Source organism: Ruegeria sp. BA2 (assembly GCF_056539605.1).
Map to the genome: position 1 here is coordinate 105,731 of NZ_JBQFVE010000008.1, position 25,924 is coordinate 131,654.

A 25,924-nucleotide genomic window follows, 5' to 3' on the forward strand; every position below is an offset into this window, starting at 1 on the left:
CCCGTTTTTGATGGAACTCTGTTATTTAGACGGGTCTAGCGACTGGACATCTTCGGTTTAGTGTCCACATGAAGGCTATGTTTACACGTCGTTCGTTCCTGATAGCTTCGACCGCAACTGTGTCTGCGCCGTTCGTTGTACGGGGGCAAACCCAAGAGATTGGCGAGATGATCGGTCGCCTGCCGCAGCTCCATTCGCTTCAGATACAGCGCGGGGAAGACATCATATTTGCGCAGGCGCCCAGAGGGTCAGGGTTGGATCGTCCGGCAAACATCAAATCCTGTTCGAAAAGCATCGTTGCCCTGTTGCTTGGAACCGCAATCGATAAGCAGGAAATCGCTTCTGTCGAGGCTACGTTGCAAGACGTGGCGCCACGGTTGCTGCCGCCGAATGCAACTCCGGGCTCCGAAAAAATAACGATGGAAGACCTCGTTACACTTCGGGCAGGGCTGGAACGGACGTCTGGCAGCAACTACGGTGCATGGATCAATTCGCCTAACTGGATCGCTGATGCACTCACCCGGCCGATGGTGGCCGAGCCCGGACAACGAATGTTGTACTCAACGGGTTCAACACACATCCTTGGTGCTGCGTTGACCGAAGCGACGGGCCAAAGCCTGCTTTCCTTGGCGCGGGCACGATTGGGGTCTCCGCTGGGAATTGAGATACCGGCCTGGACCCAGGATCCTCAGGGGTATTATCTAGGCGGTAACGAGATGGCTATAACACCTAGATCGATGCTGAGGATCGCTGTTCTATTGCGGGACAAGGGTTTCTTTGCGAATAATCAAGTTATTCCCGAAAATTGGGTTTCCGCATCCACCAAGGCCTACGGCCGGTCACAATTCTCTGGGCTGGAATACGGATACGGCTGGTTTCTATCACCGTCCGGGTATGCCCTGGCCCGAGGATATGGAGGTCAAATCATAGCGGCGCATCGCATGCGGAATCTTGCAGTCGCAATTACATCGGATCCAACCCGCCCTGCGAGATCCGCCGGCTATTTCGGAGACTTGATCCGGTTGCTAGACGGACCGGTTCTGAATTTAGCGTGATGCATTGAACTGGGGCTCCAACAGTTTCCTGCGTGTATCAACAAGGCCGCACTATTATGTGGGACGTTCGTCTTCCGGTTAGCGTGGATAGAGCGGCGATTGATCCAGCGATTGCGAAAATCAGTTTTGTCCGCATGGAAGCCGTTCATCAGATCGGATCGAATGACCGCTCCGAGCCTTTAGCCGACGTTGCCAAAGAGGCCTCAACGAGCCGAAAGAAAGCCTCTGCTGGAAAATCGTCGTCGATATTCGGCAGGGCTGAGACCAGTCATTTTTTTGAATAGTCGCCGGAACGCTCGGGAATCTGAATACCCGACGGCCTCGGAGACAGCTTCGACACTGTGGTCATCCATCTCCAGAAATTGCTTGGCCTCCTCGACCCTCAGCGACTGCACATAGTCTTTGGGGCTGTAGCCCGTTGCCGCGCGGAAGCGTCGGTCGAATGTACGTCGCGGGAGGCCAGAGCGAGAGATCATCCGCGCTACTGCGTCGCGCTTTCCATAAGCATTGGCGAGCCACGTCTGGCATTCCTGAATGACCGCGTCGTCGCTCTGCAACCTTCTCTTTGGAGCAGCGTAGTGTCTTTGGCCGTCGGGTTTGGGATCAACACAATAGAACCGCGCTGATTTCGCTGCGTGCTCCGGTCCGATATAGCGCGCAATCAGGTAAAGCGCGAGGTCCTGCCAGGATGCCATACCTCCTGACATCACGATGCAATCTCCCTCTCCTGCAAAAGTAAGCGTGCGGTCCGAACAGAAAGCCACGCGCGGATAACGCTTCTCAAAAACCTCAGCCATGGACCAGTGCGCCGTTGCCTCTTGACCGTCGAGGAGCCCGGCGTCCGCCAAGAGCGCCGAGCCAGAGCATGCCGTTGCCAGGCGCGCCCCTGCCGAATGTCGCTCGACGATCCAGTCGATCTCCGGCCCCAAAACCTCCTTCGGCGGGGTCATCATACCGATCCTGAAGTTTGGCAGGCAGATGATCTCTGCATCGTCCGCTTCTTCAAGCGTCGCGTCAGGTGCCACTGGGACGCGGCTTATGCAGCGGAATGGCTCCTTGGCTCTGGCGACGATCCTAACTCGTGTCATTGGCGGGGTGGGCGCGCCCTCGGTGAGGTAGGACCACGCAGACCCTACCGACGTCAGCAAATCATAGATGCCGTAGAGAATGGCGCCCCGGCAACTCTCGGCCGCAAGGATGTCGATCCGCAGAGGTTCAGCGATGAAATCCCTGGTTGTCATTTTCATACTCTCCCCTTCGAATCCGATGGCCGATTTGGCCCTCTTGTGGCCGGTTCGACCCTGACAAATGCGTTTTTCGTCCACCAGTTTGGAGCAGACTACAAAAGCACGCGAGGAAAATCATGACCTACGAAGCTTTCAAGTTTGCAGAAAAAGAGGGATGGGACGCCCGCGCTGCCGCCTATGACGAATTCACCGGGCGGGTGACGACCGGCGCAATTCCGACGCTTCTGGCGATGGCCGAATTGGCCCCTGGCAAAAGTATTCTAGACCTTTGCTGCGGCACCGGAAGGGCTGCGGGCGCAGCAATCGCACTTGGCGCTGACGCCGAGGGCGTTGATGTCTCTGCGTCGATGGTCAAGGTGGCGCAAAGCGCTTTCCCCGCGGCACGCTTTGTAACCGGCGATGCCGAGGCGATACCGAAAAATGATGCTGACTTCGATGCTGTGATTTGCTCGTTTGGGATTATGCATGTGGGCAGCCCAGAAACCATGTTCAACGAGATTGCGCGCGTTCTGAAACCCGGTGGGCGAGTAGCACTCACCCATTGGATTGGACCGCCACAGTCACCGTTGTTCCGGATCGTCTTCGGCACGATGCAGAGCCTTGCGGATATGTCCGTCGTCCCTGCATCACCGCCTCCATTCGCTCTTTCTTCGGAAGATACCATGCGAGAGAAATTGGAAGCGGCTGGTTTTAGGGAGTTTTCAAGCGCCCGAGTTCCACTCGTCTTCAAAGCTCCGAAAGGACAGTTCGCCAAACATTTCCGAAATTTCGCTGCAAGGGCGGCTGTTATTCTCGACAAGCAGAATGAAGACGTCCTGAAAGAAATCTACTCCTCTTGGGATACCCAGTTAAAGGATTTTCTCGACGGCGAGGAATACCACGTTCCGATGCCTGCCATAGCAGTGACTGCCGTCCGAGGTGCGTAGATCCATGATGATCTTTCGACCGATGCTCGCACCGAACATAGTTGGAGTAACCCAGCTCAAGGATAAGGGGCGCACGACATGGATATCGCAGGAAAGCCAGCTCTCGTCGTTGGCGGCAGCGGAGGCCTGGGCCGCCGTTTGGTAGAAAGACTCGCGGAGGCCGGTGCCGACGTCGCCGTGGGCTATAGCGGCGGCGAGTATCGCGTGGCCGAGGCCTGCAACGCTGTCGAGAAGCGCGGACGCCGGGTGGTTGCCGTCCGGCTCGACCTGCGCGACCCAGCCTCGGTTGAAGCAGGTGTAGCGCACGCGGCAGAGGCACTGGGCGGCCTCGCGATCCTGATGAACGCCGCTGGCGCGGCCGGGGGACCGCCGGCGGGCGATCTCGTCGCCTACGACCCGGAAACCTGGGACCGCATCAGCGACATCAATTTCCGCGGTCCTTTTCTCGCCTCCCGAGCCGCTGCGCCGCATCTGCGCGCCGCGCGGGGCGCAATCGTCAATTTCGGCTCAACTATTGGACACGGGACCTGGGGCGCCGACCGGGCCTTTCAACCGACGAAGGCAGCCGTCTCGGGCCTGACCCGGTTCCTGGCGGCCACGCTGGCGCCGGAAGTGCGTGTGAACTGCGTGGCGCCGGGTCTGATGGAGAACACGGTGATGAGCAGCGGGGCGCCAGAAAGCTTCGTTTCGACGTGGCGCGAGGCGGCGAAACTGAAGAAGACCACTTCCATAGACGATGTGGCTGAGCAGGCGTTGACCTTTTGCAGGGCGGAGACGGTCACCGGGCAGACGCTGGTTATCGACGGGGGCCTGACCTTCCGCTAGTTCCCCACTCAGTTTCGAGAAGCTAACCTGCCACTCAATGGATGGTAGTTTTGTCCGCCAAACTTCCACGCACCCGGGCAATAACCAAAACCGCTTCGAGCCCAGAGCGAAAGTCACGCGCGGTCGCACTGCTACTTGCAGGCAGTTTTTCATGCTATCGCTTAGACGTGTAGCGGGAGAGAATACTCATGACAGATGCACGTTCGATTTCAGATCATTGGGGAAAAGGCGACGTATTAGCCAAAGTAATGGACGCCATGCGAACCGCCGGTATCGATCCAGAGAACGTGACTATCGAACAGTTAGCGCCCGTCGATCACTTTCACGCACGTGGATTTCCGGCCACTGTTGAGTTGGCGGACGCTCTTCCAATCGAGGCAGAGCAGTATCTGGTCGACATCGGCTGTGGGATTGGTGGACCAGCAAGATATCTTGCCAAACGCTTCGGATGCAAGGTTGCCGGCCTTGATATCACCGCACCCTTCGTTGAGGCGGGAAATAAGCTAACCCAGCTTGTTGGTATGCAAGAAGACGTGAAGATCGTACACGGCGACGGGCAAAAATTGCCCTATGCAGACGAAACATTTGATGGTGGGTATGCTCAACACGTCACGATGAATGTTCCGGATCGCGCCACTTTTTTCGGCGAAGCGTACCGCGTTCTCAAGCCGGGAGCTTTCTTCGCGTTGACCGAACACGGATTGGGTGAGGCCGGCGATCCGCATCATCCAGTACCTTGGTCAGAAGACGGAAGCGGGGCCTATCTAATGCGACCCGCAGAAACTGTCGAAGTGCTAAAGGGACTAGGTTTCGCAGACGTACAAGTCACCGATACCGGAGAAAAATACCTCCAAGGATATCTGAGAGCCATTGAACTTGCTGAGAAAGGCGAAGCGCCAGTTTTCGGTGTCCACATTTTACTAGGTAAATTGGCCCCGCAGATTGTCAGAAACGCTGCGCGCAATATTGAGGAGCGAAGAACGCAACCAGTGCAGATTGTGTGCAGAAAGCCCACCTAGAGCGAGCCCTAATTCTAACTTCTGATCTCGCAATAGGCGCTTTGTCCGCAAATCGTTATCTGCAAACCTTGTCATTTTTCCACTTCTGGCTGCGAATAGTGGAAACGCAAGTTTCAGTAACCGGCAGTAGTGAGCTCTAAACGGTCAAAAGATGTGCCTATCTTGAACACCGCGCATCAGGAGAACTTAGAGAACCGGGACTGGCCGAACATTTTGCGATGTTCGACAGGAGTCAGACCGGTCTTTCGCTTAAACAACCTCCGAAACGAAGGCGTATCAAGGTAACCAACAGTTTCTCCGACCTCCGCTACGGAGTAATCGGTAGTTTCCAGCAACTGCCGAGCCTCTTCAATTCGCAGAGCTAAAACGTAGTCTTGCGGTGATTTACGGGTGGCCTTGCGGAAGCGTCGTGCAAACGTAGTTGACGGCAACCCGGAGCGTTTAGCCATTTCTGAGACCGGGTTATCAATGGCGTAATTGTCGGCAATCCATAACTGAGCCTGTGAAATAATGGCGTCAGCATGAGGTGCCGTAGTGATCATTGAAGAGAATGGTAGCTGGAGTTCTCCGCGGTTGGCCATAAGCCAGACTTTTGCTGCCCGCACCGCCCTTTGCGCGCCGCCATAATGCGCGATCAGGAACGTCGCGAGTTCCTGCCACTCGGTTGTCCCACCCGATGTTACGGGTCCGCGAGAGGCATCGGCAAAGCAAAGGCCGCGGTCGATGCGAAGCCGCACATTTGGGTAAAACCTTTGAAAAAGACCTTCCCAAGCCCAATGGGTTGTCGCTTCTATCCCATCCAAAATACCTATTTCCGCCAAATAGACCGCCCCTGTACAGGCCGACACGATACGCGTCTTGGCCAAATCGCGCTCAGCCAGCCACGTCAAACAAAGATGTTGTTCGGGATCGAGTCGGTCGTGCGGTGAAAGCGTCAGTCCGGGTACGACCACAATATCTGCATCTCCCGCATTGTTGAATGACTGGTCTGGCGCGATCCACACATCACTTCCGCAACGAAATCCCTCGGTGTCTGGGCCAACGAGGCTGACGTCAAACACCGGTTCAGGCTCCTCGCCGCTCACCAAATGTTCCCAATCCCGCCCAGCGGCCACCAAGGTGTCATACAGGCCAAACACGCTGGACGCGCTGGTTTCTGGGGTGGCAACGATCTGAACCGAAAATGGCATCGGTAAATTCCCAAAGTGGTGAATTTGCCCCCTTTTTAGCTGTTCCTCCACTCACGCCCAACGAAAAATCTCGCGCAGTCTCCAAGGGCACGAAGCCCGTTGGAGGTTTTAATAAAAATGAACGCAATCTGGATTCTAGTTTCCCACGCCAAAAAGCAGACCTTTCCGAAGAGGTCCGCATCAGAACAACTCAACCAAACAGATGACCAAGGTAGAGGAACCTACAACTGCAAAGTGACAGAAGAGATTTGGAAATCAGTGATCTATCTTGGACCAGGCTGTTCACTTGTAAGAGACCTTTAGTTTGAGCAATTTCGCCGTCCGCTTCGGTGAGCAGCCTCATCTGACTGGTCCAAATTGATTGTTAGTGCATCGTCGGCCTGTAATCCATTGGGATGATGGTTTCAGGGGTCTTGTCAGTAGAACTTTGCTTGAGCGGGGCAGGGTGCTCTCGTAGCCTTCGCGCATGATTAAACAATCGCCATTCAAGTACTTCAAAACCAGTCCTGAGGTCATCCGCATTGCAGTGATGCTGTACATCCGTTTCCCGCTCTCGCTTCGGAATGTCGAAGATCTGCTTCATGAGCGAGGCATCGATGTGAGCCATGAAACTGTCCGATATTGGTGGAATAGGTTTTGACCGAAGTTTGCCGCTGAGATCCGACGAAAGCGTGTTCAGCAGCTGCGCGCATTCTCGAATTGGAAGTGGCACGTGGACGAGGTTTTTGTGAATGTGAATGGCAAACGGCATTATCTTTGGCGGGCTGTTGATCACGAAGGCGAGGTGCTGGAAGCCGTTGTCACCAAACGCCGCAACAAAGCTGCGGCACTGAAATTCCTCAAGAAGTTAATGAAGCGACACGGCAAAGCGGAAACCGTCGTCACGGATCGCTTTGACTCATACAGAGCCGCGCTCAGAGAACTGGGTGCGCTCGAAAAACAAAGGACGGGCAGGTGGCTCAACAACCGCGTCGAGAACTCGCACCTGCCTTTCCGACGACGCGAACGCGCCATGCAACGTTTCAGGCGAATGCGAAGCTTGCAGAAATTCGCCTCCGTCCATTCCTCCGTCTACAACCACTTCAACCAGGGAAGATCGCTGACCAGCCGAGACACCTTCAAGTTGACACGCAGCGCCGCTCTTAGCGAGTGGCGTCAACTTTGTTCCGGATAGGCTCGCGGTTTCGTGGCAAACTGAGACTGGTTCGAATTCTTCTGACAGCACCTGGGACAGATTGTTCAGCGGAGCAAAATCACCGTTGGGATCGGGGGTCATTGCGATTGCTCCTGCAATTTCAAAGAAGATGTCGTCAAACGCTGCCGTTCCCAAATGGCGCATTCGCTTTCGGCAAGGGATTGAGCCAGGCCAATACCAACCAGCTTGCTGCGTTTGGGTTGTGCGACACTGCTCAAACCTAGGTCACGTCCAACGACCTGCACCAGAATGCCAGTATCGTTCGGGCCTATGAGGTGCCCCTTGACCCGGAACAACGCATCCGGGCGTGATGACAGCGCAGCGACGAGGTGTTTCGGGTCAAAGCTCAGATCGCTCACGTGTGACCATTTGGTGTAGGCCGCATGCGGAAGGATAGCAGCATCCTCCAAAACGGCTTCGGGCAGCAGGATAGATGAGAAGTCCAATACATCAGTTGCTGTTACGTGGGCGTTGCGGTTCAGGTCAGACAAGGTCTGTCGCAATGGTGAGGTCACAGGCGATTTGCTGATCGCCAGAAGGTCGGCGCAGGAAATTTGGCCTTCGATCTGTGGGGCGATCCTTGCATCGCCCAGCAAATCGTCAATCTGCTTGCCGTCTACAACGGTGACGATACCCGCATAGGCCAGATCAGGCTCGGCCCGGGCCACTTGTGCGATGCGGGCCGGGTCCGCGATGCCGCTGGCTTCGATGAGCAGATGATCGGGTCGTGGTCGGCGACACAGTACGTCACCCACAGCCATGAAAAGATCTGCACCCATAGTGCAACAGATGCATCCATTGGCCAGTTCAATGGTGTCTTCGTCGGCAGATATTAGCAGGGTTGCGTCAATGTTGATCGCGCCGAAATCATTCACTAGAATAAGAATGCGCAATCCATGAGCTTCCGACAAAAGGCGATTGATCAGCGTGGTTTTCCCAGCGCCGAGATAACCTCCGATAACGGAAAGGGGCAGCGGGCTCATTACTTGTGCACCTCACCGCCGAGGATGGTGCCCAGCACCTCAATGTCTTTCAACGTTCTGGGGTCGACCTGCGTGGGGTCGTCTTTCAGCAATACAAAATCCGCCAGCTTGCCCACTTGAATCGAACCGATTTCATCATCCATTTTAAGGGTTTGCGCAGCGCCCAAAGTGATCGCATAGAGTGCTTCATCGACCGAAGTCTTTTGCGCCGCGCCAAGTGTCTGGCCGCTCATCGTCAGGCGGTTGACCGCACACCAAGCGGTAAACAATGGCGCCATAGGAGTAACCGGCGCGTCAGAATGAATGGCGGTTATCACACCGGCGTCCAGGCAGTCTCTTACCGCATCAATGGCATGCGCCCTATCCGGTCCAATCGTAAGCGTTGCGTGCTGATCGCCAAAATACCACAGATGATTTGCGAAAATGTTGCAGGCTACCCCAAGCTCTGCGGCGCGGCGAAACAGGGCTGCGTCCATCATCTGGCAATGCTGTAAAACATGGCGTGCGCCTGGCCATGGGTATTTCCGCGCCGCCGTTTCGAGCGCATCCAAAGATACTTCGGCGGCCTCATCCCCGTTGACGTGGATATGCATTTGCACGCCGTTCTTCTGCATTTCTTCGCAGAGCTGAAAAATCAGTTCTGGTGGCGTGTTCCAAATCCCGTTCGGCTGTCCGCCCACATAACCGGGCGCCCGCACCCGGGCGGTCCAACCCTGAATGGATCCATCGGTCATCAACTTCACCGCCCCCAGACGCAGCTTGTCGGTTGAGGCCTTGCGCAGAGCCAGCGCGTAGGCGGCAATATCTGAAGGCGTGGCCCCCATGGCACCCACTGCCGGCACCAGTCGAATTGGAAAATCGCGACGCGCGGTGACCGTCGTCAACCGCATTATGTCATCATCATCCAACGTTGCAAACAGATCGGTGGCGGTTGTGACGCCTGCGTGCCGGCAGACTTGCCCATAGGTTAGCAATGCCTCTTTTGTCTGTGTCAGGGCACGAAAGTCGATCCCCATGCGCCGCATTACGGGAAACATTGCGGCCATTTCCTGCAACTCGCCGGTTGGGGTCCCATCGGCACCCTTGATGACCCCTTCAAGATTGGTCGTTACATCATAGCGGGCCAAAGCAAGTGCGGGGCTGTTGGCACAGAGCAAGTGAAAGTTGGAGAAGATTATTGCGATCGGACGGTCCACACTGACTTGATCCAGATGTGTTTTGCTGAGGCGTTCGCTGGTCAGAAAAATCGGGTCAAAGCCCCAGCCTACCAGCGGCTCACCCGGTCCAAGTGTGGCTTCGAATTCGCGCAGGCGCGCGATGACCTGATCAATATCCGTCATCCCCTTGTGCATCTTGCCATCGGGATCTAGCCGGTCATGAAAACCGCAATAAGCATAGGACCACATGGCCCCCGCCATCAAATGCGCGTGGCCTTCGACAAACCCGGGCATCAGCACACTATCCGACAGGTCAATGTTTTCTTCTGCACCGCCCCAGATATCAGCGCAATCCGCCCCGCCTACTGCCAACACCCGCCCATCTCGCACAGCGACATGGGTGGCCCTGGGTTGGGTTTTATCCATGGTCAATATTGATTTTGCAGCGAAAAGTGTTGTTTTAGCCATTTTAAACCTGTGGATTTCTTTCACAGCTACCTAAGCTTGGAAGCTGTGAAAAATAGTATTACTGTTGGACTATCTGGTAAAAAATGATGGTTATGACGTGCGTTTCTCAATCAAGCAACTGACGTACTTTGACGCTGCCCTTCGAACAGGTTCGATTGCAAAGGCATCAGCCGAAGTTAATATTTCTCAATCTTCAATAACGGCAGCCATCGACATAATCGAAGAAACAACCGGTGCAGAATTACTGCGGCGGATGCCAGCAAAAGGGATTGTACCGACGGACAAGGGCTTGGAGGTCGGAGCACGCATTCGCGATTTTCTCGAACAAGCTCGTATATTCGAGGCAGATCTTCTGACCTTGACGGGCGATCCGGCCGGAACGCTAAGACTTGGGTGCTATGCGCCAACCGCCCCTTATGTATTGCCGCCAATCCTAAAGCGGATTTCACAAGATTACCCGCATATCCGCGTCGAGATCAAAGAAGGCGACATGGTCTCGATCGCAAAACTCCTGAATGCAGGCGTTGTCGATTTGGCTCTGACGTATCGACGTGCTGCCCCAAAGGCGCAGCCTTTTCTGCCAATGTTCGAAGCCAAGCCGATTGCCTTGATACCCGATGTCTCGCCTTTGCTGCATCACAAGGAAATTGCGCTTTCCGATTTGGCTGACTTGCCGATGATCCTGCTCGATTTGCCGGGCGCGCCCAGTTACTTTGAAAACCTGTTCGCAGCCGAAGGGTTGTTTCCAAACGTCGCGCATACCACCAAAAGTTCATCCGTGCTGCGTGGTCTTGTCGGTGCGAACCTTGGATACGCTTTGCTTAACATTTGCGGGCCATTGGACCGAAAGGGCCAGAACGGCTATGTTGCCAAGCCCATCAGGGGCAAACACGACGCGCCGCATTACGGCGTTGCGTATACAAGTTCGGGTAAGCGATCGTCGCTTGTGAAAAACGTCCTAAAGACCTGTCGTGAAATTGCCGAAGAAGGTGGATTTGATCATCTGCTGACTGCAGATGAGATTGTCGAGGAGGTATCCGCTAAAAAATAAATCAATAGTCCGGGAAAAGACTGTTTTGTGGGTTATAGGCGAGTGGCTAGAGTTCCCAGGTATAATTACCCAGGCCGAAGCCGGTCTGAGAGATAAAAAATACCGCATGGAGGACTGTATGTTGTTCAAAAACTTAAAGAAGTTGTCGCTAACAGCAGCGATGTTCACACTTACTGCTGCGTCCGGGTGGGCAGCTGACATTACGATGAATGTTGGGTTTGGTGCGCCAGAGGAATCTCTTTACGGCCGCTTTGGCGTTATATTCCAGGAGAAAGTTGCCGAACACACCAATGGCGAAATCGAGGTCAAGCTGCGGTGCTGCAATCAGATCTCTAGCGAGGATGAGGCATTCAAGGCCATGCAATTGGGCACGGTTGACGGGTTTTTCATTACGGCCAACAACGTGTCGCCGCACTGGCCAATGATGGATGTCACCGTCCTGCCATATATTTTTCAGAACAAGGAACATCTTGACCGCGTACTGAATGGCGATGTCGGGCAGATGATGAAAGATCAGTTGCAGGCGGATACCAGTGTGCATCTGCTGGCTTTCGGCCCGGCGCTGTATCGCGATTTCTACAACTCGGTTCGGCCCGTGAACACCATGGCTGATATGCAGGGCCTGAAAATCCGGGTTCCCAAGAATGAAGTTATGATTGCGACGTTTGAAGCCTTTGGCGCAAACCCTGTGCCTTTGGCCTGGTCCGAAACCCCGACCGCCCTGCAAACCGGCACCGTGGATGGCGGCGACAACGGAACCTCCTTCATTCGCGATATGAAATTCTTCGAGTTTGAGCCGCATCTTGTGATCCTTGAACACTTCGTGGCCTTTGCACCGCTTTTTGCATCTGACGTGTTCATGAACAAACTGAGTGATGAGCAGCGCGCGCAGATTTTGGCAGCCGCCGAGGATGCGGGCGCAACTTTCGCAGCAGAAGTCGCAAGTGAGACTGAAGAAATTCGCAACTGGCTGGCAACCGAAGGTGGGATGGCGCGCACCGATCCAGATCGGACCGATTTCATCGCCGCAGCTCAGGGTGTGCAGCAGGAATTCGCTGAAAAGCGCGGACCGGAATTCGTTGCATTAGTCGAGGCCATTCAGGCCGCAGCGCAATAATCCACAAAGACGATACGAAGAGGGCGCCAACCAAGGCGCCCTTTTTTCGACAACCGGGAGGATGCGATGTCAGGCATACGATGGCTCGAGCGGCATTTTGAAGAGCTTATTTGCTGCACATGTCTGGCGATCATAGCCGTTGCAGTGTTTGCACAGGTTGTCGCCCGTTACATATTCGAAGTTGCGCTGCACTGGACCGAAGAAACGGCTGCGATTTGCATGGTTTGGGCCGTTTATATGGGAGCGTCACTATGCGTGCGCGAGCGTTTTCATATCCGCATCATGGTCGCTGTTCAGGCTCTGCCGGAAACCATGGGAAAATACGTCATTTTCATCGCGGATATTCTCTGGGCCTTCTTTTGTCTTTTCATGATCCGGATCAGCTGGGATTACCTCCATGTTTTCTGGCGGTTCCCTGAAACCAGCCCCAGTCTGGGCATCAACCAGTTCTACCCGCAAACCATCCTTGTCATCGGCTACGCACTGATGCTGATCCGGCTGTTCCAAACCTACGTGGTCTGGTGGCAGGACGGCAGAAACGGTTTACCGGGAATGCTTGAAGAAGAGTGGGAGACCACGACCCGGGATCAGGAGCGCCCCCTATGAGCCCTTTGATGATCCTCGCAGTAGCCTTTGTCGTTCTTACAATCATGGGCGTACCGTTGTTTGTGTCGGTGGGGCTGACCACAGCTTTGGCCCTTTTTTTGATCGACATACCCTATACGCTGATCGCACAAACCGGCTATGGCAGTCTGACACCCTTTCCCCTGTTGACGATTCCGCTGTTTGTTTTGGCGGGGCGCCTGATGGAAGTAGGCGGAATGGCGACCCGAATGATCGCCATCGCGACCAACTTGGTAGGCGCGTATCGCGGTTCGATGGGTTTGGTGACCGTGTTTGCCTGTATGCTTTTTGCTGCTCTGTCCGGGTCGGGGCCGGCGACCACGGCCGCCATTGGCTCCGTCACCGTCCCGGCAATGAAACGGGAAGGATATGATGTACCTTTCGCCGCCTCAATCACCGCGAGTGCAGGAGCTTTGGGCAGTCTTATCCCGCCTTCGAACCTTCTGATTATCTATGGCCTCGTGTCAGAAACATCGATCCCGCGCCTGTTTCTGGCAGGACTTATCCCAGGTGTGTTGGTCACGACGCTATTGATGATCACCACCTACATCATCGCCCGCAAGCGAGGTTATGGTGGTGACGGCAAACCGTTCTCATGGGGGCCTTTCCTAAAAGCGGCATGGGATGGAAAATGGTCTATCGGTGCGCCCGTATTGATCCTGGGCGGTATCTATGGCGGGGCGTTCACTCCGACCGAAGCAGCAGGTGTTGCGGTCTTCTATGCGCTATTCGTCGGGTTGTTCATATACCGCGAACTGACGGTCAAAAAAGTAATCGAAGCATTGCGCTTTACTGCACTTTTGACAGGTATTCTGATCCTGTTGACGCCGACTCTGGCCTTTGGACAGTTAACAGCTTTCTATGACGTACCCACGGCGGTTCAGGAAGGGATTACGTCGCTGACCACAAATGTCTTTCTGGTGCTGTTATTGATCGGGATTTTTTACATCTTCATTGGCACTTTTATGGAAAGCCTAGCGCAGATCGTTTTGTTCACAGCGGTCTTCCTGCCGTTGGTATCTTCGCTAGGCGTCGATCCGGTAATGTTTGGTATCTTTACGGTCATAACCTGTGAGATTGGCTTTCTGACCCCACCGTTGGGCGCAAATCTGACAGTCGCCGCCCGCCTATCCGGCGTTTCAATCGAACGAATATCGGTCGCGGTTTTGCCGTTCATTCTGGCCTATGTTGTCGGTATGGTCGTTTTGATCTTCTTCCCAGAACTGACAACATTCCTGCCCAACTGGCTTTACGGAGAGGCAAAGTGACCACGCACGACCTGATCCTGCAAGGCGGTACGATCTTCGACGGATTGGGTGCAGATGGGTTTGTTGGTGATCTTGCCATCAAAGAGGAAACCATCAGCGCAATCGAGCGTACCGGCACGCTAAAGTCGTCGGAGGCAGCCGAAGTGATTGACGTATCGGGGCTCGTCGTTGCTCCGGGGTTTATCGACATGCATACGCATTCCGACTTTACCCTCATCGCCGATGGCCGCGCCGAAAGTCAGGTGCATCAGGGCGTGACAACCGAAGTGATTGGACAGTGCGGCATAAGCTGCGCTCCGGTCAACGCGCCTGGTGATATCCGACGCGTGGCCCCCTGGTATACAGCAAATGCCAAACACGACCATTGGTTGGGATTCGGCGATTATCTAGATGTCTTGGACAAGACCGATTTAGGCGTAAATGTGATGGCCTTTGTCGGGCATGGCACCGTTCATCGCGCTGTGCTCGGGGATGAGCTTCACCCAGGTGACGCAGCTGCCATCGCAAAAATGGCGCGACTTGTCGATAAATGCATGGATGAAGGGGCGGGTGGTTTTTCGTCCGGGCTGGAGTACTTTCCCGGTTCTCTGGCGTCTCCTGAACACCTTGTACCGATGTGCGAAATCGCGGCAAAGTACAAACGCCTTTACGCGACCCATGTGCGCAATCGCGATACACAGTATGATCTGGGTTTTTCAGAAGCAATCACAACCGCCCAGAAATCCGGAAGCAAGCTACAGATCAGCCATATCCAGCCTAAATTCGGCGCACCTGATCATGCGATGAACCATACGCTTGAAATGATCGAACTGGCCCGACAGCAGGACGTTGACATTGCCTTTGACGTCATTCCCCACGACTGGAACCACACGCTCATGGTGGCCATCCTACCCAAATGGGCGCAGGCAGGAACTCTGGACGATGTACTGGCACGCCTCGCTGATCCGGAATGTCGGGAAAAGATAAAGGCCAACCCGCAACCCATGTGGCTGATCGTCAAGGCCGAGAAATGGTCTGACATCGTGTTGCTGAATGCAACCGTCAACAAAGATCTCGTCGGGGCTGACTTTGCCGAGATCGGTCGAATGCGTGGTTGCGACCCCTATGACGCTGTTTTGGACATACTGCTGGAAGAGGGTGAAAATCTCATGGCCTGCATGTGGTCCTCAAAGTCTTTCCGCGATTCCGATGTGGAACTGTGCCTTGAACAACCTGAATGCGCTGTGATTTCGGACACCGTAGCAATTGCCAACGAGGGCGTTTTGAAAGACCACGTTGGCTCGCTTTCCGGATACGGATGGGCGGCACGCTTCCTGCAGTATTATGTCCGTGACCGAAAGGCGCTTACCCTGACACAAGGCATTGCCAAACTGACCTCTATCCCGGCCAGGCGCTTAGGCCTCAAAGATCGCGGACACCTGAAGCCGGGTAACAGGGCGGACATCTGTGTTTTTGATCAGGTCAATATCGCCAGCAACGCTACGGCCCGACACCCGCGCCGATATGCGTCCGGCGTTGCCCATGTGCTGGTCAACGGACAATTGTCCATGCGTGATGGCAAACGAACCCCGGTAAACGCGGGTCAGGTGATACGTGAATTCGGAGAGGCGGGTTAAGCCTAGCATTCTGTGGCTTCCAGCGTCATTCACCAGTTAAGCCTTCCAAGAGCGACAAGCATGTCGAAAGAGCAGGGTGATTTTGTCCAGTGCGCGTCGCGCGAGCGACGATGGACGTTCCGGTACTGTGCCACTTGCCCTCGATCTCAACGAGTTCACCACGAGCAACGTAACGATCAATAAAACCTCGCCAGCCGAGCGCCAGACCTGCACCTTGGACCGCGGCTTCAAGCAAATAGACGTAGCTGTCGAATTCTTCACCTTTAGGCCAATCGGTGTATTCAGGATGGACTTTGCTCCAATCGGGCCAATCCATCCACCCATAGTTTGCCTTTTTTAGCCTGAGCAACGGTGGAGCAGGTGTCCCGTTGATTAACGCACTTTTGGCGGATTTGATGACTTCAGGCGTGCCAACAGGTTTAACTTCCTCACGACAAACCACTGCGTGAGGCACCTTGGGCGCCGAGGATGTGTATTCGAAAACAATGTCTGCGCCGTTATCAATTGCGGTATCTAGAAGACTGTATTCAACGGTTAGAAGACGCAGCTCCGCGTGTTTCCCAAGCTCGCTTCTGAAATGCGCAAATCTGGGCATGAATATAAGGTGAGATACCGAGTGAGAGCATGCCAATGTGATATCTCTTTTGGGTGTAGACAATACCGCAATCGCATCCTGAAGCGAATCCATCGAATGGACGACTGCTGCATAAAAATCACGACCTTTCTGCGTTAGCGCCACCTGCTGGCCTCGCCGATCAAACAGCTCCACACCAAAGCGAATTTCAAGATTTCGGATATGACGGCTTATTGCAGGTTGTGACGTGTTCAACTCCTCGGCCGCTCGCGCAAATCCCTGCAAGCGCGCCGCAGCTTCAAACGCCACAATTGCGCTGTTTGAGGGAAGTTTGTAGCGGCGCCTCTTCATATCATTTTTGATATGACTACCTACAAGCAAAAGCAATGGCATTTCGTGGAACGGGCCACCCATACTCGCCCCGAATGTGATGCCGATTAATAGAGAACCAATATGTCTGCCTACAACAAACCGACCAAGTGGAAGAACCCGAAGATCAAGCTCTTCGCACACCAGGTGGGCTTCACGGCACCTCCCCATGACTTCGATGCAGCGCCATCGGATTTCCTGCGCATGGCCCCGCGCAGCGTTGGCGTGCATGGTCGTATGCTACATGTTCCGGACTATGCACATCGGCTGGATCAACGCCAAAAGAACTTTGGCCTGCTGGAAGAATACTTGGAATGTATGGCCAACAACGGAGCGGATGTCTGCGGTCAGGTCGGGTCGAATTGGGTCCACGCCAGCGGCCTGGGTGTGGAAGGTATTCGAGAGCATTGCGAGATGCTAAGCGATAAATATGAGACCCCGTTCCACATGGCGGGCTATGCCATGGTCGAAGCACTGCGTGACCGCAATGTCGAAAAGGTTGCACTGAACGCCTGCTATCACCGGGACACCTGGTACAAAGGTACGGTTGGCTTTCTGAAAGAGGCCGGTTTTGACGTGGTCTGGGCAGGCAACTTCTTTGATCAGGGCTGGTTTGACAGCCAGGAGGCCGTGGACGACTGTATATGGTGCTTTGACGAAGACCTGATCTGGAAGAGCTTTGATTTTACTGCAGCCAAAGCTCCCAATGTGGATGCCTATCTAATCAATGGCATGAGCAACTATCGCCGCGGTTCCGACGGGATCGCGCAGCGCCCCGTGCACTATGAGGTTGAACTAGAGGCGCGTCTCGGGACGCCTGTCATTGGACACGATACCGCGCTGTACTGGCGTATTTTCAAGACACTCGGCCTCGCCCCGGAAACCGAGCAGGGTAGCCTGCTCTCCGCTCTGAAAGACGAAACACATGCATAAAATCGTTGCACTTTGGGCCATCCCCCGCTCGACATCGACCGCCTTCGAATGGATGATGCGCCAGCGGGGTGATCTGAACTGTTTGCATGAGCCGTTTGGCGAGGCCTGGTATCAGGGCGAGGATCCGATGTGGCCACGCTTTAAGGAAGGTGATGTCACCACGCCCGGCCTAACTCTGGAAAGCGTATGGGCCGACATCAAAGCCCGGGCGGAAAAGGAAGCAGTATTTATCAAGGATTTCCCTCACTACATCAACCACATGTGGGACGCCGAGTTTCTTTCACACTTCACTCATGCATTCTTGATCCGAGACCCCGCCAAGACGATTTCGTCGATGTACAACAAGTGGCCGGACTTCGATGAGCTTGAAGTCGGTTTTCCAGAACAGCGTGCACTGTTCGATTTGCTCGCTGTGCTTCACGGGACGCCTCCCGCCGTGATTGATAGCGACGATTTGCTGGAAAACCCTCACGACATGATAGAAGCATTCTGTGACGCAGTGACCATCCCCTTTGTCCCAGAGGCGCTCACTTGGGAAGCAGGGGGCGATCCGTCCGAGCATAGCTGGTGGGATGGTGGTTCATTCCACGCCAACCTGGCGCAATCGACCGGCCTCAAGCCGCAGAAGCGCCGATATGTGGAAGTCGACGACGCGCCGGAGCGAGTACGCCGTGTGCATCGCCGGATGAAGCCACACTATGATCATCTCTACAAACATCGTATTCGTGCCCTCGACTGAAAGCCTGACCAAAGTGTCCCAATAGCACTGCTAAACAAGCGTTCGGCCGTTTTGAGCCTAAGCCTGCGAGATTTAGCGCGCCGATTGAATGTTCGTTGTTGTAAAGTAACGCCAACAGGCTAACTCCCGATCATCACTTCGACCGCGAGGTTATAGCGGTTGAGCGCGCCCTCAAATCGGCCAAACAGATGCGTGGGTTTGCCGCGTGATTCATAACCTGCTTGGATCCCCTCCCCCATCTCGAAATCTTCTTAAAGCGCTGTCAGTGATATTCGGTGATTCAATTGCCAGTGTTTATCCATGTCTTCAGTAGTTGGAGCATCAGTTGGGACGATGGTCGCCATGTGAAACCGTGTTTTGACCTCAGAAATCGGCTCAATGTGAAACCACATGAAATGATCTTGCTGAACTAACATTGGGTGTTGGGCAGAACGGTGTAGACCATGTTGGAGTCACGGCGCAGGTTCCAATCCTCTTCGGTTGTGCCGTCGAGTTTTGAGATAGCGTTGCGTGGCAGTACCGCCCGCATGTGTGGCCCGAATTGCTTGTACGTCAGAAGGTTGTCGGGGAAATGCGGTCCAAAAGTCTTCTTGTGCGCAATTCGAAATTGATATGCCTCCAGGCCACCCTCGATCAGAACCTTCCAGTTCGCGTTGATGTCGAGCGCGTCTATGACCGCGATGCGATGGTTGGTAAAGTAACCTTGGGGTAGCACCATTGACCTGCATCAGTGGTCAACTCAGGCATTGCAAATCAATCGATCCAAGACCTGAAATTTTTGTTCAACAAAACTTATGAACCGGCTCGATGAAGGGGACATTACTCGATCGCAAAGCGTAACGCAGCCCAAGTGGCGGTCTGGGTCGCCGATCTTGATGGGAAGAGATGTCAGGGTGTTTTGGCGTTGCATCATGAAGACAACCGAAAACGGCAACACGGTCAAAGAGTCTGAGCCGGTCAAGACATTTGCAACCGCGCTGAGAGACCCTCCGGTAAAGCTTATCTTAAGGTCACGCACACCAATTCCATCCAAGGTATTTCTCAGGTCGCGGAAAAGTGGGCTATTCGCGGGCGGGGCGATCCAAGGATAGTTGGTAATATCATCGAGTTTCACCTCTTTCTTGCGCGCCAAAGGATGCCCTATGCGGCAAGCAATAACATTTCGCCCAGGAAGGATTTGGCGAAACTCGTACTCTTCCGACACGTCGGCCGGACGAATAGGGAGAATTGCCACGTCCAATGTCTCATTGGAAATCTTCGACAACAGATCGGCGGGGTATCCATAGGATTGATCGATCCGGATGTTAGGGTGCTCTGCCTGAAATTCTGCAATCACGCTGGAGATGACGCCGTCCATGAAGATCGGCGTGCCCGCCACCCGCACCGCGCCGGTAAGGCCTTGCCGGTATTCGTCCACCAGACGGCTCGCATGACGACCGGCATCCAGAATCCTCTGCCCCTCACGCGCCAATGAAAGACCAAGTTCGGTAGGTTGCAGAGGTCGCCGTGCGGGCAGGAACAGGGGTTCTCCCACGCGATCTTCCAGCAGGGACACGCTGCGCGAGACACTGGGCTGAGATTTACCAAGCAAAACAGCGCCTTCGGTCAAACCACCCGCTTCGACGATGGCCGCGAGGATTTCGAGATGTCGTGGGTCTAATTTCATAACCCAAGGTTATATTGACAGTTCCAAATTCGATCAAGAACCCGTTCGTGCCCTGCTAGCGTTTACCAAATTCACAATTCTGCGCAGGTCGGGAAACCTCTTAATGGGTCTCAGCATCACCAGCATTAACGGTCAGAAAGTTCGGTTCGGCGCGGGTTTGCGAAACGACATTTGTTCCGAGTTGTCCGAACTGAGTTCGACAAAAGCGCTGATTCTTTCCACACCACAACAGGTGGATATGGCGATGGAACTGGCGACGAAGATCGGCGATCGCGCATCAGGTGTTTTTTCCCGCGCCACAATGCACACGCCAGTCGACGTCACCGTAGAGGCGGTTGAACACGCCCAATTAGTGCAGGCAGACAGTGTCGTGGCCATCGGAGGCGGCTCGACGATCGGATTGGGCAAGGCAATTGCCCTGCGCACTGGGCTACCCCAAATTTCTATCCCCACCACATATGCCGGTAGTGAGGCTACTCCGATCCTGGGTCAGACAAAGGACGGCATCAAAACCACCCTGACAGACCCAAAGGTTCTGCCTAGCGTTATTCTATACGATCCCGAACTTGTCGCCTCGTTGCCGCCCGCAATGACCGTGACCAGCGCCCTGAACGCGATGGCGCACGCGGCCGAAGGGCTCTATGCCAAAGATCGCACAGAGGAAACCACAGTACTGGCGATCGACGGCCTGAAAGCGTTCGCCGAAGGCCTGCCGACCGTTGTTGAAAACCCTAACGATCTGAACGCCAGAGAAGAAACGCAGCGCGGTGCATGGGCTTGCGGCACAGTACTTGGGTTGGTCGGAATGGCCCTGCACCACAAGCTTTGCCATACGCTAGGCGGGTCCTTCAATCTACCGCATGCAGAAACCCACGCGATCGTTCTGCCTCATGCCATTGCTTACAATGCGGTAAGTGTGTGCGAGTTACTGGCCCCTGTGTCGGACATTCTTGGAGGTTCTGAGCCTGGACACTCGCTTTGGGAATTTGCCAAAGCCATGGGCGCACCCCTGGCTTTGAAAGACCTCGGCCTTTCAGAAAGCGATCTGGATCGGGCCACCGAAATCGCACTCAAAAATCCGTATTGGAATCCGCGCTCTGTCACGGCTGACGGACTGCGGGCGCTATTGCAAAATGCTTGGGCAGGCACAGCCCCAAGCGTTTGAGTTCACCGTGTCAAGGGAGGGACACATGATCACACGACGCAAATTGCTGCAATCCAGCGCCGCAACCGGCCTCGGGCTGGCCGCCGGCACGCTCGCTGCGCCTGCTATCGCACAGGGCGCGAAGATCAAGCTGGGCTATGTCAGCCCACAATCAGGTCCTCTGGCCGCTTTCTCGGAGGCCGACAAGTTCATTCTGGAGAACTTTGCCGCGTCCGATGCCGGCGCAAAATTCGAAGTCATCGTCAAAGACAGCCAGTCGAACCCGAACCGGGCAGCAGACGTGGCGGGCGAGTTGATCGTGGATGATGAGATCGACCTCATGCTGGTCGCCTCGACTCCGGAAACCACAAACCCGGTCGCCTCGACTTGTGAGGCCGAGGAAGTGCCCTGCATTTCAACTGTTGCGCCGTGGCAACCGTGGTTCATCGGCCAACAGGGCAACCCCGGCGATCCAGCCAGCTGGGAGCCGTTCTATTACGCCTATCACTTCTTCTGGGGGCTTGAGGATGTGATCTCGGTCTTCACGGCGATGTGGAGCCAGTTGGAAACCAACAAACAGGTCGGCGCACTGTTCCCCAATGACGGCGATGGCAATGCCTGGGGTGATCCGAATGTGGGCTTCCCCCCGGTTCTGTCTGAGCTGGGATATAGCCTGACAGATCCCGGACGATATCAGAACCTGACCGATGATTTCTCGGCCCAAATCAACGCATTTCGCCAAGCGAATGTTGAAATTGTAACCGGCGTTCCCATTCCGCCTGATTTCACCACCTTCTGGAGCCAAGCCAAGCAGCAAGGCTTCACTCCGAAAGCCGCGAGCATCGGCAAAGCCATCCTATTCCCGCAAGCCGTGGAGGCCCTGGGTAACGCAGGCAACAACCTGAGTTCCGAGGTGTGGTGGTCGCCAACGCATCCGTTCTCGTCATCACTGACCGGTGCGAGTTCGGCTGACCTGGCGCAGGGGTATATGGCCGCCACAAGCCGCCAGTGGACCCAACCCATCGGCTTTGTGCACGCGCTGTTCGAAATGGCAGCCAACGTCATGGGCCGCGTTGATGACGCGGGTGATGGGGATGCGGTCGCCGAGGCTATCGCAGCTACGCAGCTGGACTCGATTGTCGGCCGGATCACCTTTGATGGCGCGGGCCTGCCGCCCTTCGCTGCGCAGAACGTTGCTAAGACGCCTTTGGTTGGCGGGCAATGGAGGCTTCTCGACGACGGCAGCTATGACCTCGTGATCGTCGACAATTCCTCAGCGCCCGAAATCCCGACCGCGGGTGTGATGGAAGAAATCTCCTGATTGCAACGAAACCAACGTCCCGGACTGCAGTCCGGGATAGGAATACCGGCATGACCATTCTTTCGCTCAAAAATGTCTCCAAGAGCTTTGGTGCTCTAACCGTTACCAACGATGTCAGCTTTGACGTCGCGCAGGGGCAGGCCCTTGGGATTATCGGACCCAATGGCGCCGGGAAGTCGACGCTGTTCAACCTGATAACGGGTAATTTGACCTCTGATGCAGGGTCAATCCATTTCGATGGAGATGATGTGACGCGCGTGCCGCCCATGCAGCGCTGCTTGTCGGGCATAGGACGTTCGTTCCAGATCCCTCAGCCGTTTGATCATCTGACGGTGTTCGAAAACTTGCTGGTGGCCGCGACGCACGGGCAGAGCAAATCCGAACACGAGGTCGAACAGGACTGCGCCAGTATTCTCGAGCAAACGGAGTTGTTGGATGTGGCCAACCACACGGCCGGAGGATTGCGGCTATTGCAACGCAAACGACTGGAGTTGGCCCGCGCGATGGCAACCAATCCAAAACTGTTGCTTTTGGACGAGATTGCCGGGGGTCTAACCGACGCGGAATGCACAGCGCTAATCAACACGATCAAGGGACTGCACAGTAGCGGCGTCACGATCATCTGGATCGAACACGTCCTGCATGCGCTCACCTCGGTCGTTGAACGGCTGCTGGTTCTAGATTTCGGCAAAGTCATCGGTCTCGGTGATCCGGACGAGATCATGAACAGCCGGGAAGTCAAAGAAATCTATCTGGGGATCGAAGTCTGATGAACCTGCTAGAGACCCAAGGGCTGACCGCGCACTACGGAGATTTCCAAGCCCTGTTCGGCGTGGATATCCATCTGGACGAAGGTGAAACCGTCGCCATCATCGGTGCAAACGGGGCCGGAAAATCGACCCTCATGCGCTCGATTTCAGGTGTTCTGACCAACGGGCCCGACCAGGTGCGATTTGATGGCCAACCCATCGGAAACCTTGCAGCGGATGAAATCATGGCGCGCGGAGTGGCCATGGTGCCCGAGGGGCGCCGGCTGTTTCCTTCCCTAAGCGTCGAGGAAAACTTGCTGATCGGCACCTATGGCCGCAAGGTATCTGGCCATTGGTCTTTGCAAACAATCTACGAGCTGTTCCCGATTCTGAAAGAGCGCCGGAACCATCCCGGTACCGCCCTGTCTGGCGGGCAACAGCAGATGGTTGCAATCGGTCGCGCGCTGATGAGCAACCCCCGTGCTCTGCTCTGTGACGAGATCAGTCTTGGCCTCGCGCCGGTGGTCATCAAAGACATCTACGATGCCGTCCCCCGCATTCAGGAAGCCGGAGCCAGCCTGATCGTGGTGGAGCAGGACATTGGCCAGGCGATGAAAGTCGCCGATCGCGTCTACTGCATGATGGAGGGTCGCGTCACGCTGGAAGGCACCGCAGATACGCTCAGCCGCGAGGCCATTCACGATGCCTATTTCGGAGGAGCCGCCGCATGATCTGGATCGACACCATCATTCAGGGCGTTCTGTTGGGCGGGCTCTACGCACTGTTCGCCGCAGGCCTGAGCCTTGTGTTCGGGATCATGCGATTGGTCAATCTGGCTCATGGCGATCTAATCGTATTTGCCGCCTATCTGATCCTTTTGCTGGTCTCGCTGCTCGGACTCTCGCCGTTTCTGGCAGCAATCATTGCCGCACCGATTATGTTTTGCGTGGGTTGGGCTTTGCAGAGACATGTGCTGAACCGCGTGCTGGGGCCAGATATCCTGTCGCCCTTGCTTGTGACATTCGGTCTGTCGGTCGTTTTGCAGAACGCATTGCTCGAAGGGTTCTCGGCCGACAGCCAACGCTTGCCCGCGGTTGAGATCGCGACGGCTTCGGTGCAGATGGGCGGGCTGAACCTCGGTGTTCTGCCGCTGTTGACCTTCGCCTCAGCGATCCTTGTCATCATCGGTCTGAACCAGCTCTTCTATGGCACAGAGTTGGGTCGGGCGTTCCGCGCGACCTCGGATGATACGGTGACAGCGGGTCTGATGGGCATCCGCCCCGAACGTATTTTTGCCACCGCGACGGCCATCGCAATGTTGGTGGTTACACTGGCGGCCCTTTATCTGGGTATGCGGGCGAATTTTGACCCCAATATCGGCCCGGCACGCTTGATCTACGCATTTGAGGCCGTGATCATCGGTGGTCTCGGCAGCCTTTGGGGCACCTTGATCGGTGGCATCATCATTGGGGTCGCACAGACCGTTGGTGCGGCAATCAACCCCGAATGGCAAATTCTGGCCGGTCACTTGGCGTTTCTCATCGTGCTTCTGATCAAACCCAGAGGCCTGTTTCCAAGGGCGGTGGACTGATGGCTGATACCTCAATTTACCGCGTCCAAACGCAGACCCGCGCGTCCTATAGTGCCGGAGCCGTCTGTATCGCTCTGATCATCCTGTTCATCCTGCTGCCGACATTTGCCAGCAGAGGGTTGATTCAAGACCTGTTCTTCATCTTCACCATGCTCGTACTAGCGCAATTCTGGAACTTGCTAGCAGGGTATGGTGGCCTTGTGTCCGTCGGCCAGCAAGCCTTCGTGGGCATGGGCGCTTACGCCATGTTCGGCGGTGTCATCCTGTGGGGTATGGACCCGGTTCCAGCGATCCTTCTGGGCGGTATTGCAGCCCTGATCGTAGCCATACCTACAGCCTTCTTCGCCTTCCGCCTGCAAGGGGCCTATTTCGCCATCGGAACATGGGTTATCGCCGAGGTCATGCGCCTGCTGGTGGCCCAATGGAAAGTGCTCGGCGGCGGCACCGGAACTTCTCTGCCGCGCACAGCAACGCGCGAAATGTGGGCGACCGACTGGATCCAGACCACGTTTGATGTGCGCGGAGCTGCAGCGCGCGATATCCTGACCTACTGGCTGGCCTTGGCGCTGGTGATCGCAACGATTGCGGGCATCTACTGGCTACTCAGAACCAAACGCGGGCTGGCGCTGGCTGCCGTCCGCGACAATGTCGAGGCAGCCAAATCCGTTGGCGTCGATGCGGTGCGGATGAAGTGGCTGGTCTACCTGGTCTCGGCCGCAGGAACCGGGCTGACCGGCGCTTTGATCTATGTGCAAAAGCTGCGGATTTCACCGGATGCCGCGTTCTCGGTCACCGACTGGACGGCCTATGTGATCTTCATCGTCGTGATCGGAGGCATCGGCACCATCGAAGGCCCGATCCTGGGGGTGCTGATCTTCTTTGTCCTACAAAGCCTGCTGGCCGACTACGGCTCCTGGTACCTCATGGTGCTTGGTCTGATCGGGATCGCCGTCATGCTTTTCGCCCCGCGCGGCATCTGGGGACTGATCACCGAAAAAACCGGACTTCAAATATTTCCCGTGCGCCGTCGCCTGGTGCTGACGAACCAAGCCGACGGCACCCGTTCAATTCAATCTGACAAACAAAGGGAGGCGTAA

At 55.4% G+C, this 25,924-nt stretch carries 25 protein-coding genes and 1 pseudogene; 18 read left to right on the forward strand and 8 right to left on the reverse strand.

Features of this window, described 5'->3' with window-relative positions:
* Window positions 1-77: 77 nt before the first annotated feature.
* A complete protein-coding gene (locus ACR0NN_RS16980) occupies window positions 78-1,055 on the forward strand; it encodes a serine hydrolase domain-containing protein (RefSeq protein ID WP_480685201.1) in 978 nt (325 codons plus the stop codon).
* A 203-nt stretch (window positions 1,056-1,258) separates the two neighbouring features.
* On the opposite strand, the gene ACR0NN_RS16985 is transcribed toward ACR0NN_RS16980, so the two are convergent.
* Window positions 1,259-2,296 (reverse strand): helix-turn-helix domain-containing protein, encoded by a 1,038-nt coding sequence (locus ACR0NN_RS16985; protein WP_170727957.1) that lies wholly within the window; start codon window positions 2,294-2,296, stop codon window positions 1,259-1,261.
* A 122-nt stretch (window positions 2,297-2,418) separates the two neighbouring features.
* On the opposite strand from ACR0NN_RS16985, the gene ACR0NN_RS16990 reads away from it, so the two are divergent.
* From ACR0NN_RS16990 to ACR0NN_RS17000, 3 genes are all read left to right on the forward strand, one after another.
* Entirely contained in the window at window positions 2,419-3,228 is an 810-nt protein-coding gene (locus ACR0NN_RS16990; protein ID WP_170727958.1) for a class I SAM-dependent methyltransferase, read from the forward strand.
* 78 nt (window positions 3,229-3,306) lie between these two features.
* Window positions 3,307-4,053 (forward strand): SDR family oxidoreductase, encoded by a 747-nt coding sequence (locus ACR0NN_RS16995; protein WP_170727959.1) that lies wholly within the window; start codon window positions 3,307-3,309, stop codon window positions 4,051-4,053.
* A 188-nt stretch (window positions 4,054-4,241) separates the two neighbouring features.
* The gene (locus tag ACR0NN_RS17000) at window positions 4,242-5,072 is read left to right on the forward strand and encodes a class I SAM-dependent methyltransferase (RefSeq protein ID WP_170727960.1); all 831 of its coding nucleotides are present in this window, start codon (window positions 4,242-4,244) and stop codon (window positions 5,070-5,072) included.
* 176 nt (window positions 5,073-5,248) lie between these two features.
* On the opposite strand, the gene ACR0NN_RS17005 is transcribed toward ACR0NN_RS17000, so the two are convergent.
* Entirely contained in the window at window positions 5,249-6,262 is a 1,014-nt protein-coding gene (locus ACR0NN_RS17005) for a helix-turn-helix domain-containing protein (protein WP_170747003.1), read from the reverse strand.
* Between the two features lie 364 nt (window positions 6,263-6,626).
* Window positions 6,627-6,869 carry a hypothetical protein gene (locus ACR0NN_RS17010; protein ID WP_480685206.1) on the reverse strand — a complete coding sequence of 81 codons (243 nt, stop codon included), beginning with the start codon at window positions 6,867-6,869 and terminating at the stop codon, window positions 6,627-6,629.
* Between ACR0NN_RS17010 and ACR0NN_RS17015 the strand changes: the two are divergent.
* Window positions 6,792-7,436: pseudogene (locus ACR0NN_RS17015) on the forward strand (IS6 family transposase). The gene ACR0NN_RS17010 and the pseudogene ACR0NN_RS17015 sit on opposite strands and share 78 nt — an antisense overlap.
* A 98-nt stretch (window positions 7,437-7,534) precedes the next feature.
* Here ACR0NN_RS17015 and ACR0NN_RS17020 read toward each other — a convergent pair.
* Together ACR0NN_RS17020 and ACR0NN_RS17025 are read right to left on the reverse strand one after the other, a co-directional pair.
* On the reverse strand, window positions 7,535-8,440 hold the full coding sequence (locus ACR0NN_RS17020; protein ID WP_170724897.1) for a CobW family GTP-binding protein: 906 nt from the start codon (window positions 8,438-8,440) through the stop codon (window positions 7,535-7,537).
* Complete coding sequence (locus tag ACR0NN_RS17025) at window positions 8,440-10,023, reverse strand: amidohydrolase (protein WP_480685174.1); 1,584 nt, start codon at window positions 10,021-10,023, stop codon at window positions 8,440-8,442. The genes ACR0NN_RS17020 and ACR0NN_RS17025 overlap by 1 nt, the downstream gene beginning before the upstream one ends.
* Window positions 10,024-10,129: 106 nt before the next feature.
* On the opposite strand from ACR0NN_RS17025, the gene ACR0NN_RS17030 reads away from it, so the two are divergent.
* From ACR0NN_RS17030 to ACR0NN_RS17050, 5 genes are all read left to right on the forward strand, one after another.
* Entirely contained in the window at window positions 10,130-11,116 is a 987-nt protein-coding gene (locus ACR0NN_RS17030; RefSeq protein ID WP_170724893.1) for a LysR substrate-binding domain-containing protein, read from the forward strand.
* 118 nt (window positions 11,117-11,234) lie between these two features.
* Window positions 11,235-12,233 carry a TRAP transporter substrate-binding protein gene (locus tag ACR0NN_RS17035; protein WP_170724890.1) on the forward strand — a complete coding sequence of 333 codons (999 nt, stop codon included), beginning with the start codon at window positions 11,235-11,237 and terminating at the stop codon, window positions 12,231-12,233.
* Between the two features lie 66 nt (window positions 12,234-12,299).
* Entirely contained in the window at window positions 12,300-12,839 is a 540-nt protein-coding gene (locus tag ACR0NN_RS17040; RefSeq protein ID WP_170724888.1) for a TRAP transporter small permease, read from the forward strand.
* Entirely contained in the window at window positions 12,836-14,125 is a 1,290-nt protein-coding gene (locus ACR0NN_RS17045; RefSeq protein WP_170724886.1) for a TRAP transporter large permease, read from the forward strand. The genes ACR0NN_RS17040 and ACR0NN_RS17045 overlap by 4 nt, the downstream gene beginning before the upstream one ends.
* Entirely contained in the window at window positions 14,122-15,741 is a 1,620-nt protein-coding gene (locus ACR0NN_RS17050) for an amidohydrolase family protein (RefSeq protein WP_170724881.1), read from the forward strand. The genes ACR0NN_RS17045 and ACR0NN_RS17050 overlap by 4 nt, the downstream gene beginning before the upstream one ends.
* Before the next feature lie 25 nt (window positions 15,742-15,766).
* On the opposite strand, the gene ACR0NN_RS17055 is transcribed toward ACR0NN_RS17050, so the two are convergent.
* Complete coding sequence (locus tag ACR0NN_RS17055; RefSeq protein WP_170724879.1) at window positions 15,767-16,729, reverse strand: LysR family transcriptional regulator; 963 nt, start codon at window positions 16,727-16,729, stop codon at window positions 15,767-15,769.
* Between the two features lie 39 nt (window positions 16,730-16,768).
* Between ACR0NN_RS17055 and ACR0NN_RS17060 the strand changes: the two genes are divergently transcribed.
* The gene (locus ACR0NN_RS17060; RefSeq protein ID WP_480685177.1) at window positions 16,769-17,617 is read left to right on the forward strand and encodes a hypothetical protein; all 849 of its coding nucleotides are present in this window, start codon (window positions 16,769-16,771) and stop codon (window positions 17,615-17,617) included.
* A complete protein-coding gene (locus ACR0NN_RS17065) occupies window positions 17,610-18,356 on the forward strand; it encodes a sulfotransferase-like domain-containing protein (protein WP_170724873.1) in 747 nt (248 codons plus the stop codon). Before ACR0NN_RS17060 ends, ACR0NN_RS17065 begins: the two co-directional genes overlap by 8 nt.
* A gap of 409 nt (window positions 18,357-18,765) precedes the next feature.
* Here ACR0NN_RS17065 and ACR0NN_RS17070 read toward each other — a convergent pair whose 3' ends face one another.
* Both ACR0NN_RS17070 and ACR0NN_RS17075 read right to left on the reverse strand, forming a co-directional pair.
* Window positions 18,766-19,074, reverse strand: coding sequence for an SRPBCC family protein (locus ACR0NN_RS17070; RefSeq protein ID WP_170724871.1), 309 nt, complete (start codon window positions 19,072-19,074; stop codon window positions 18,766-18,768).
* Window positions 19,075-19,095: 21 nt separating this feature from the next.
* A complete protein-coding gene (locus ACR0NN_RS17075; protein ID WP_170724869.1) occupies window positions 19,096-20,022 on the reverse strand; it encodes a LysR family transcriptional regulator in 927 nt (308 codons plus the stop codon).
* Between the two features lie 103 nt (window positions 20,023-20,125).
* Here ACR0NN_RS17075 and ACR0NN_RS17080 point away from each other — a divergent pair, with 103 nt between their 5' ends.
* From ACR0NN_RS17080 to ACR0NN_RS17105, 6 genes are read left to right on the forward strand one after another with little or no spacing between them, the layout of a single operon-like run.
* The gene (locus ACR0NN_RS17080) at window positions 20,126-21,187 is read left to right on the forward strand and encodes a maleylacetate reductase (RefSeq protein WP_170724866.1); all 1,062 of its coding nucleotides are present in this window, start codon (window positions 20,126-20,128) and stop codon (window positions 21,185-21,187) included.
* A 25-nt stretch (window positions 21,188-21,212) separates the two neighbouring features.
* Entirely contained in the window at window positions 21,213-22,487 is a 1,275-nt protein-coding gene (locus tag ACR0NN_RS17085) for an ABC transporter substrate-binding protein (RefSeq protein ID WP_170724865.1), read from the forward strand.
* A gap of 50 nt (window positions 22,488-22,537) precedes the next feature.
* A complete protein-coding gene (locus ACR0NN_RS17090; RefSeq protein ID WP_170724861.1) occupies window positions 22,538-23,257 on the forward strand; it encodes an ABC transporter ATP-binding protein in 720 nt (239 codons plus the stop codon).
* Window positions 23,257-23,967, forward strand: a complete 711-nt coding sequence (locus ACR0NN_RS17095; RefSeq protein WP_170686770.1) for a branched-chain amino acid ABC transporter ATP-binding protein — start codon at window positions 23,257-23,259, stop codon at window positions 23,965-23,967. The genes ACR0NN_RS17090 and ACR0NN_RS17095 overlap by 1 nt, the downstream gene beginning before the upstream one ends.
* Window positions 23,964-24,827: a branched-chain amino acid ABC transporter permease gene (locus ACR0NN_RS17100; protein ID WP_170724855.1), complete on the forward strand. Its 864-nt coding sequence runs from the start codon at window positions 23,964-23,966 to the stop codon at window positions 24,825-24,827. Before ACR0NN_RS17095 ends, ACR0NN_RS17100 begins: the two co-directional genes overlap by 4 nt.
* Window positions 24,827-25,924 (forward strand): branched-chain amino acid ABC transporter permease, encoded by a 1,098-nt coding sequence (locus ACR0NN_RS17105; protein WP_170724853.1) that lies wholly within the window; start codon window positions 24,827-24,829, stop codon window positions 25,922-25,924. The genes ACR0NN_RS17100 and ACR0NN_RS17105 overlap by 1 nt, the downstream gene beginning before the upstream one ends.

What these genes read in the sequence shown, in the direction of transcription:
- ACR0NN_RS16980 (WP_480685201.1), top strand. Translation starts at nt 78, where the DNA reads ATGTTTACACGTCGTTCGTTCCTGATAGCTTCGACCGCAACTGTGTCT.
- ACR0NN_RS16985 (WP_170727957.1), bottom strand. Translation starts at nt 2,296, where the DNA reads ATGACAACCAGGGATTTCATCGCTGAACCTCTGCGGATCGACATCCTT.
- ACR0NN_RS16990 (WP_170727958.1), top strand. Translation starts at nt 2,419, where the DNA reads ATGACCTACGAAGCTTTCAAGTTTGCAGAAAAAGAGGGATGGGACGCC.
- ACR0NN_RS16995 (WP_170727959.1), top strand. Translation starts at nt 3,307, where the DNA reads ATGGATATCGCAGGAAAGCCAGCTCTCGTCGTTGGCGGCAGCGGAGGC.
- ACR0NN_RS17000 (WP_170727960.1), top strand. Translation starts at nt 4,242, where the DNA reads ATGACAGATGCACGTTCGATTTCAGATCATTGGGGAAAAGGCGACGTA.
- ACR0NN_RS17005 (WP_170747003.1), bottom strand. Translation starts at nt 6,262, where the DNA reads ATGCCATTTTCGGTTCAGATCGTTGCCACCCCAGAAACCAGCGCGTCC.
- ACR0NN_RS17010 (WP_480685206.1), bottom strand. Translation starts at nt 6,869, where the DNA reads ATGGCTCACATCGATGCCTCGCTCATGAAGCAGATCTTCGACATTCCG.
- ACR0NN_RS17020 (WP_170724897.1), bottom strand. Translation starts at nt 8,440, where the DNA reads ATGAGCCCGCTGCCCCTTTCCGTTATCGGAGGTTATCTCGGCGCTGGG.
- ACR0NN_RS17025 (WP_480685174.1), bottom strand. Translation starts at nt 10,023, where the DNA reads ATGGATAAAACCCAACCCAGGGCCACCCATGTCGCTGTGCGAGATGGG.
- ACR0NN_RS17035 (WP_170724890.1), top strand. Translation starts at nt 11,235, where the DNA reads ATGTTGTTCAAAAACTTAAAGAAGTTGTCGCTAACAGCAGCGATGTTC.
- ACR0NN_RS17040 (WP_170724888.1), top strand. Translation starts at nt 12,300, where the DNA reads ATGTCAGGCATACGATGGCTCGAGCGGCATTTTGAAGAGCTTATTTGC.
- ACR0NN_RS17045 (WP_170724886.1), top strand. Translation starts at nt 12,836, where the DNA reads ATGAGCCCTTTGATGATCCTCGCAGTAGCCTTTGTCGTTCTTACAATC.
- ACR0NN_RS17055 (WP_170724879.1), bottom strand. Translation starts at nt 16,729, where the DNA reads ATGGGTGGCCCGTTCCACGAAATGCCATTGCTTTTGCTTGTAGGTAGT.
- ACR0NN_RS17060 (WP_480685177.1), top strand. Translation starts at nt 16,769, where the DNA reads ATGTCTGCCTACAACAAACCGACCAAGTGGAAGAACCCGAAGATCAAG.
- ACR0NN_RS17065 (WP_170724873.1), top strand. Translation starts at nt 17,610, where the DNA reads ATGCATAAAATCGTTGCACTTTGGGCCATCCCCCGCTCGACATCGACC.
- ACR0NN_RS17070 (WP_170724871.1), bottom strand. Translation starts at nt 19,074, where the DNA reads ATGGTGCTACCCCAAGGTTACTTTACCAACCATCGCATCGCGGTCATA.
- ACR0NN_RS17075 (WP_170724869.1), bottom strand. Translation starts at nt 20,022, where the DNA reads ATGAAATTAGACCCACGACATCTCGAAATCCTCGCGGCCATCGTCGAA.
- ACR0NN_RS17080 (WP_170724866.1), top strand. Translation starts at nt 20,126, where the DNA reads ATGGGTCTCAGCATCACCAGCATTAACGGTCAGAAAGTTCGGTTCGGC.
- ACR0NN_RS17085 (WP_170724865.1), top strand. Translation starts at nt 21,213, where the DNA reads ATGATCACACGACGCAAATTGCTGCAATCCAGCGCCGCAACCGGCCTC.
- ACR0NN_RS17090 (WP_170724861.1), top strand. Translation starts at nt 22,538, where the DNA reads ATGACCATTCTTTCGCTCAAAAATGTCTCCAAGAGCTTTGGTGCTCTA.
- ACR0NN_RS17095 (WP_170686770.1), top strand. Translation starts at nt 23,257, where the DNA reads ATGAACCTGCTAGAGACCCAAGGGCTGACCGCGCACTACGGAGATTTC.
- ACR0NN_RS17100 (WP_170724855.1), top strand. Translation starts at nt 23,964, where the DNA reads ATGATCTGGATCGACACCATCATTCAGGGCGTTCTGTTGGGCGGGCTC.
- ACR0NN_RS17105 (WP_170724853.1), top strand. Translation starts at nt 24,827, where the DNA reads ATGGCTGATACCTCAATTTACCGCGTCCAAACGCAGACCCGCGCGTCC.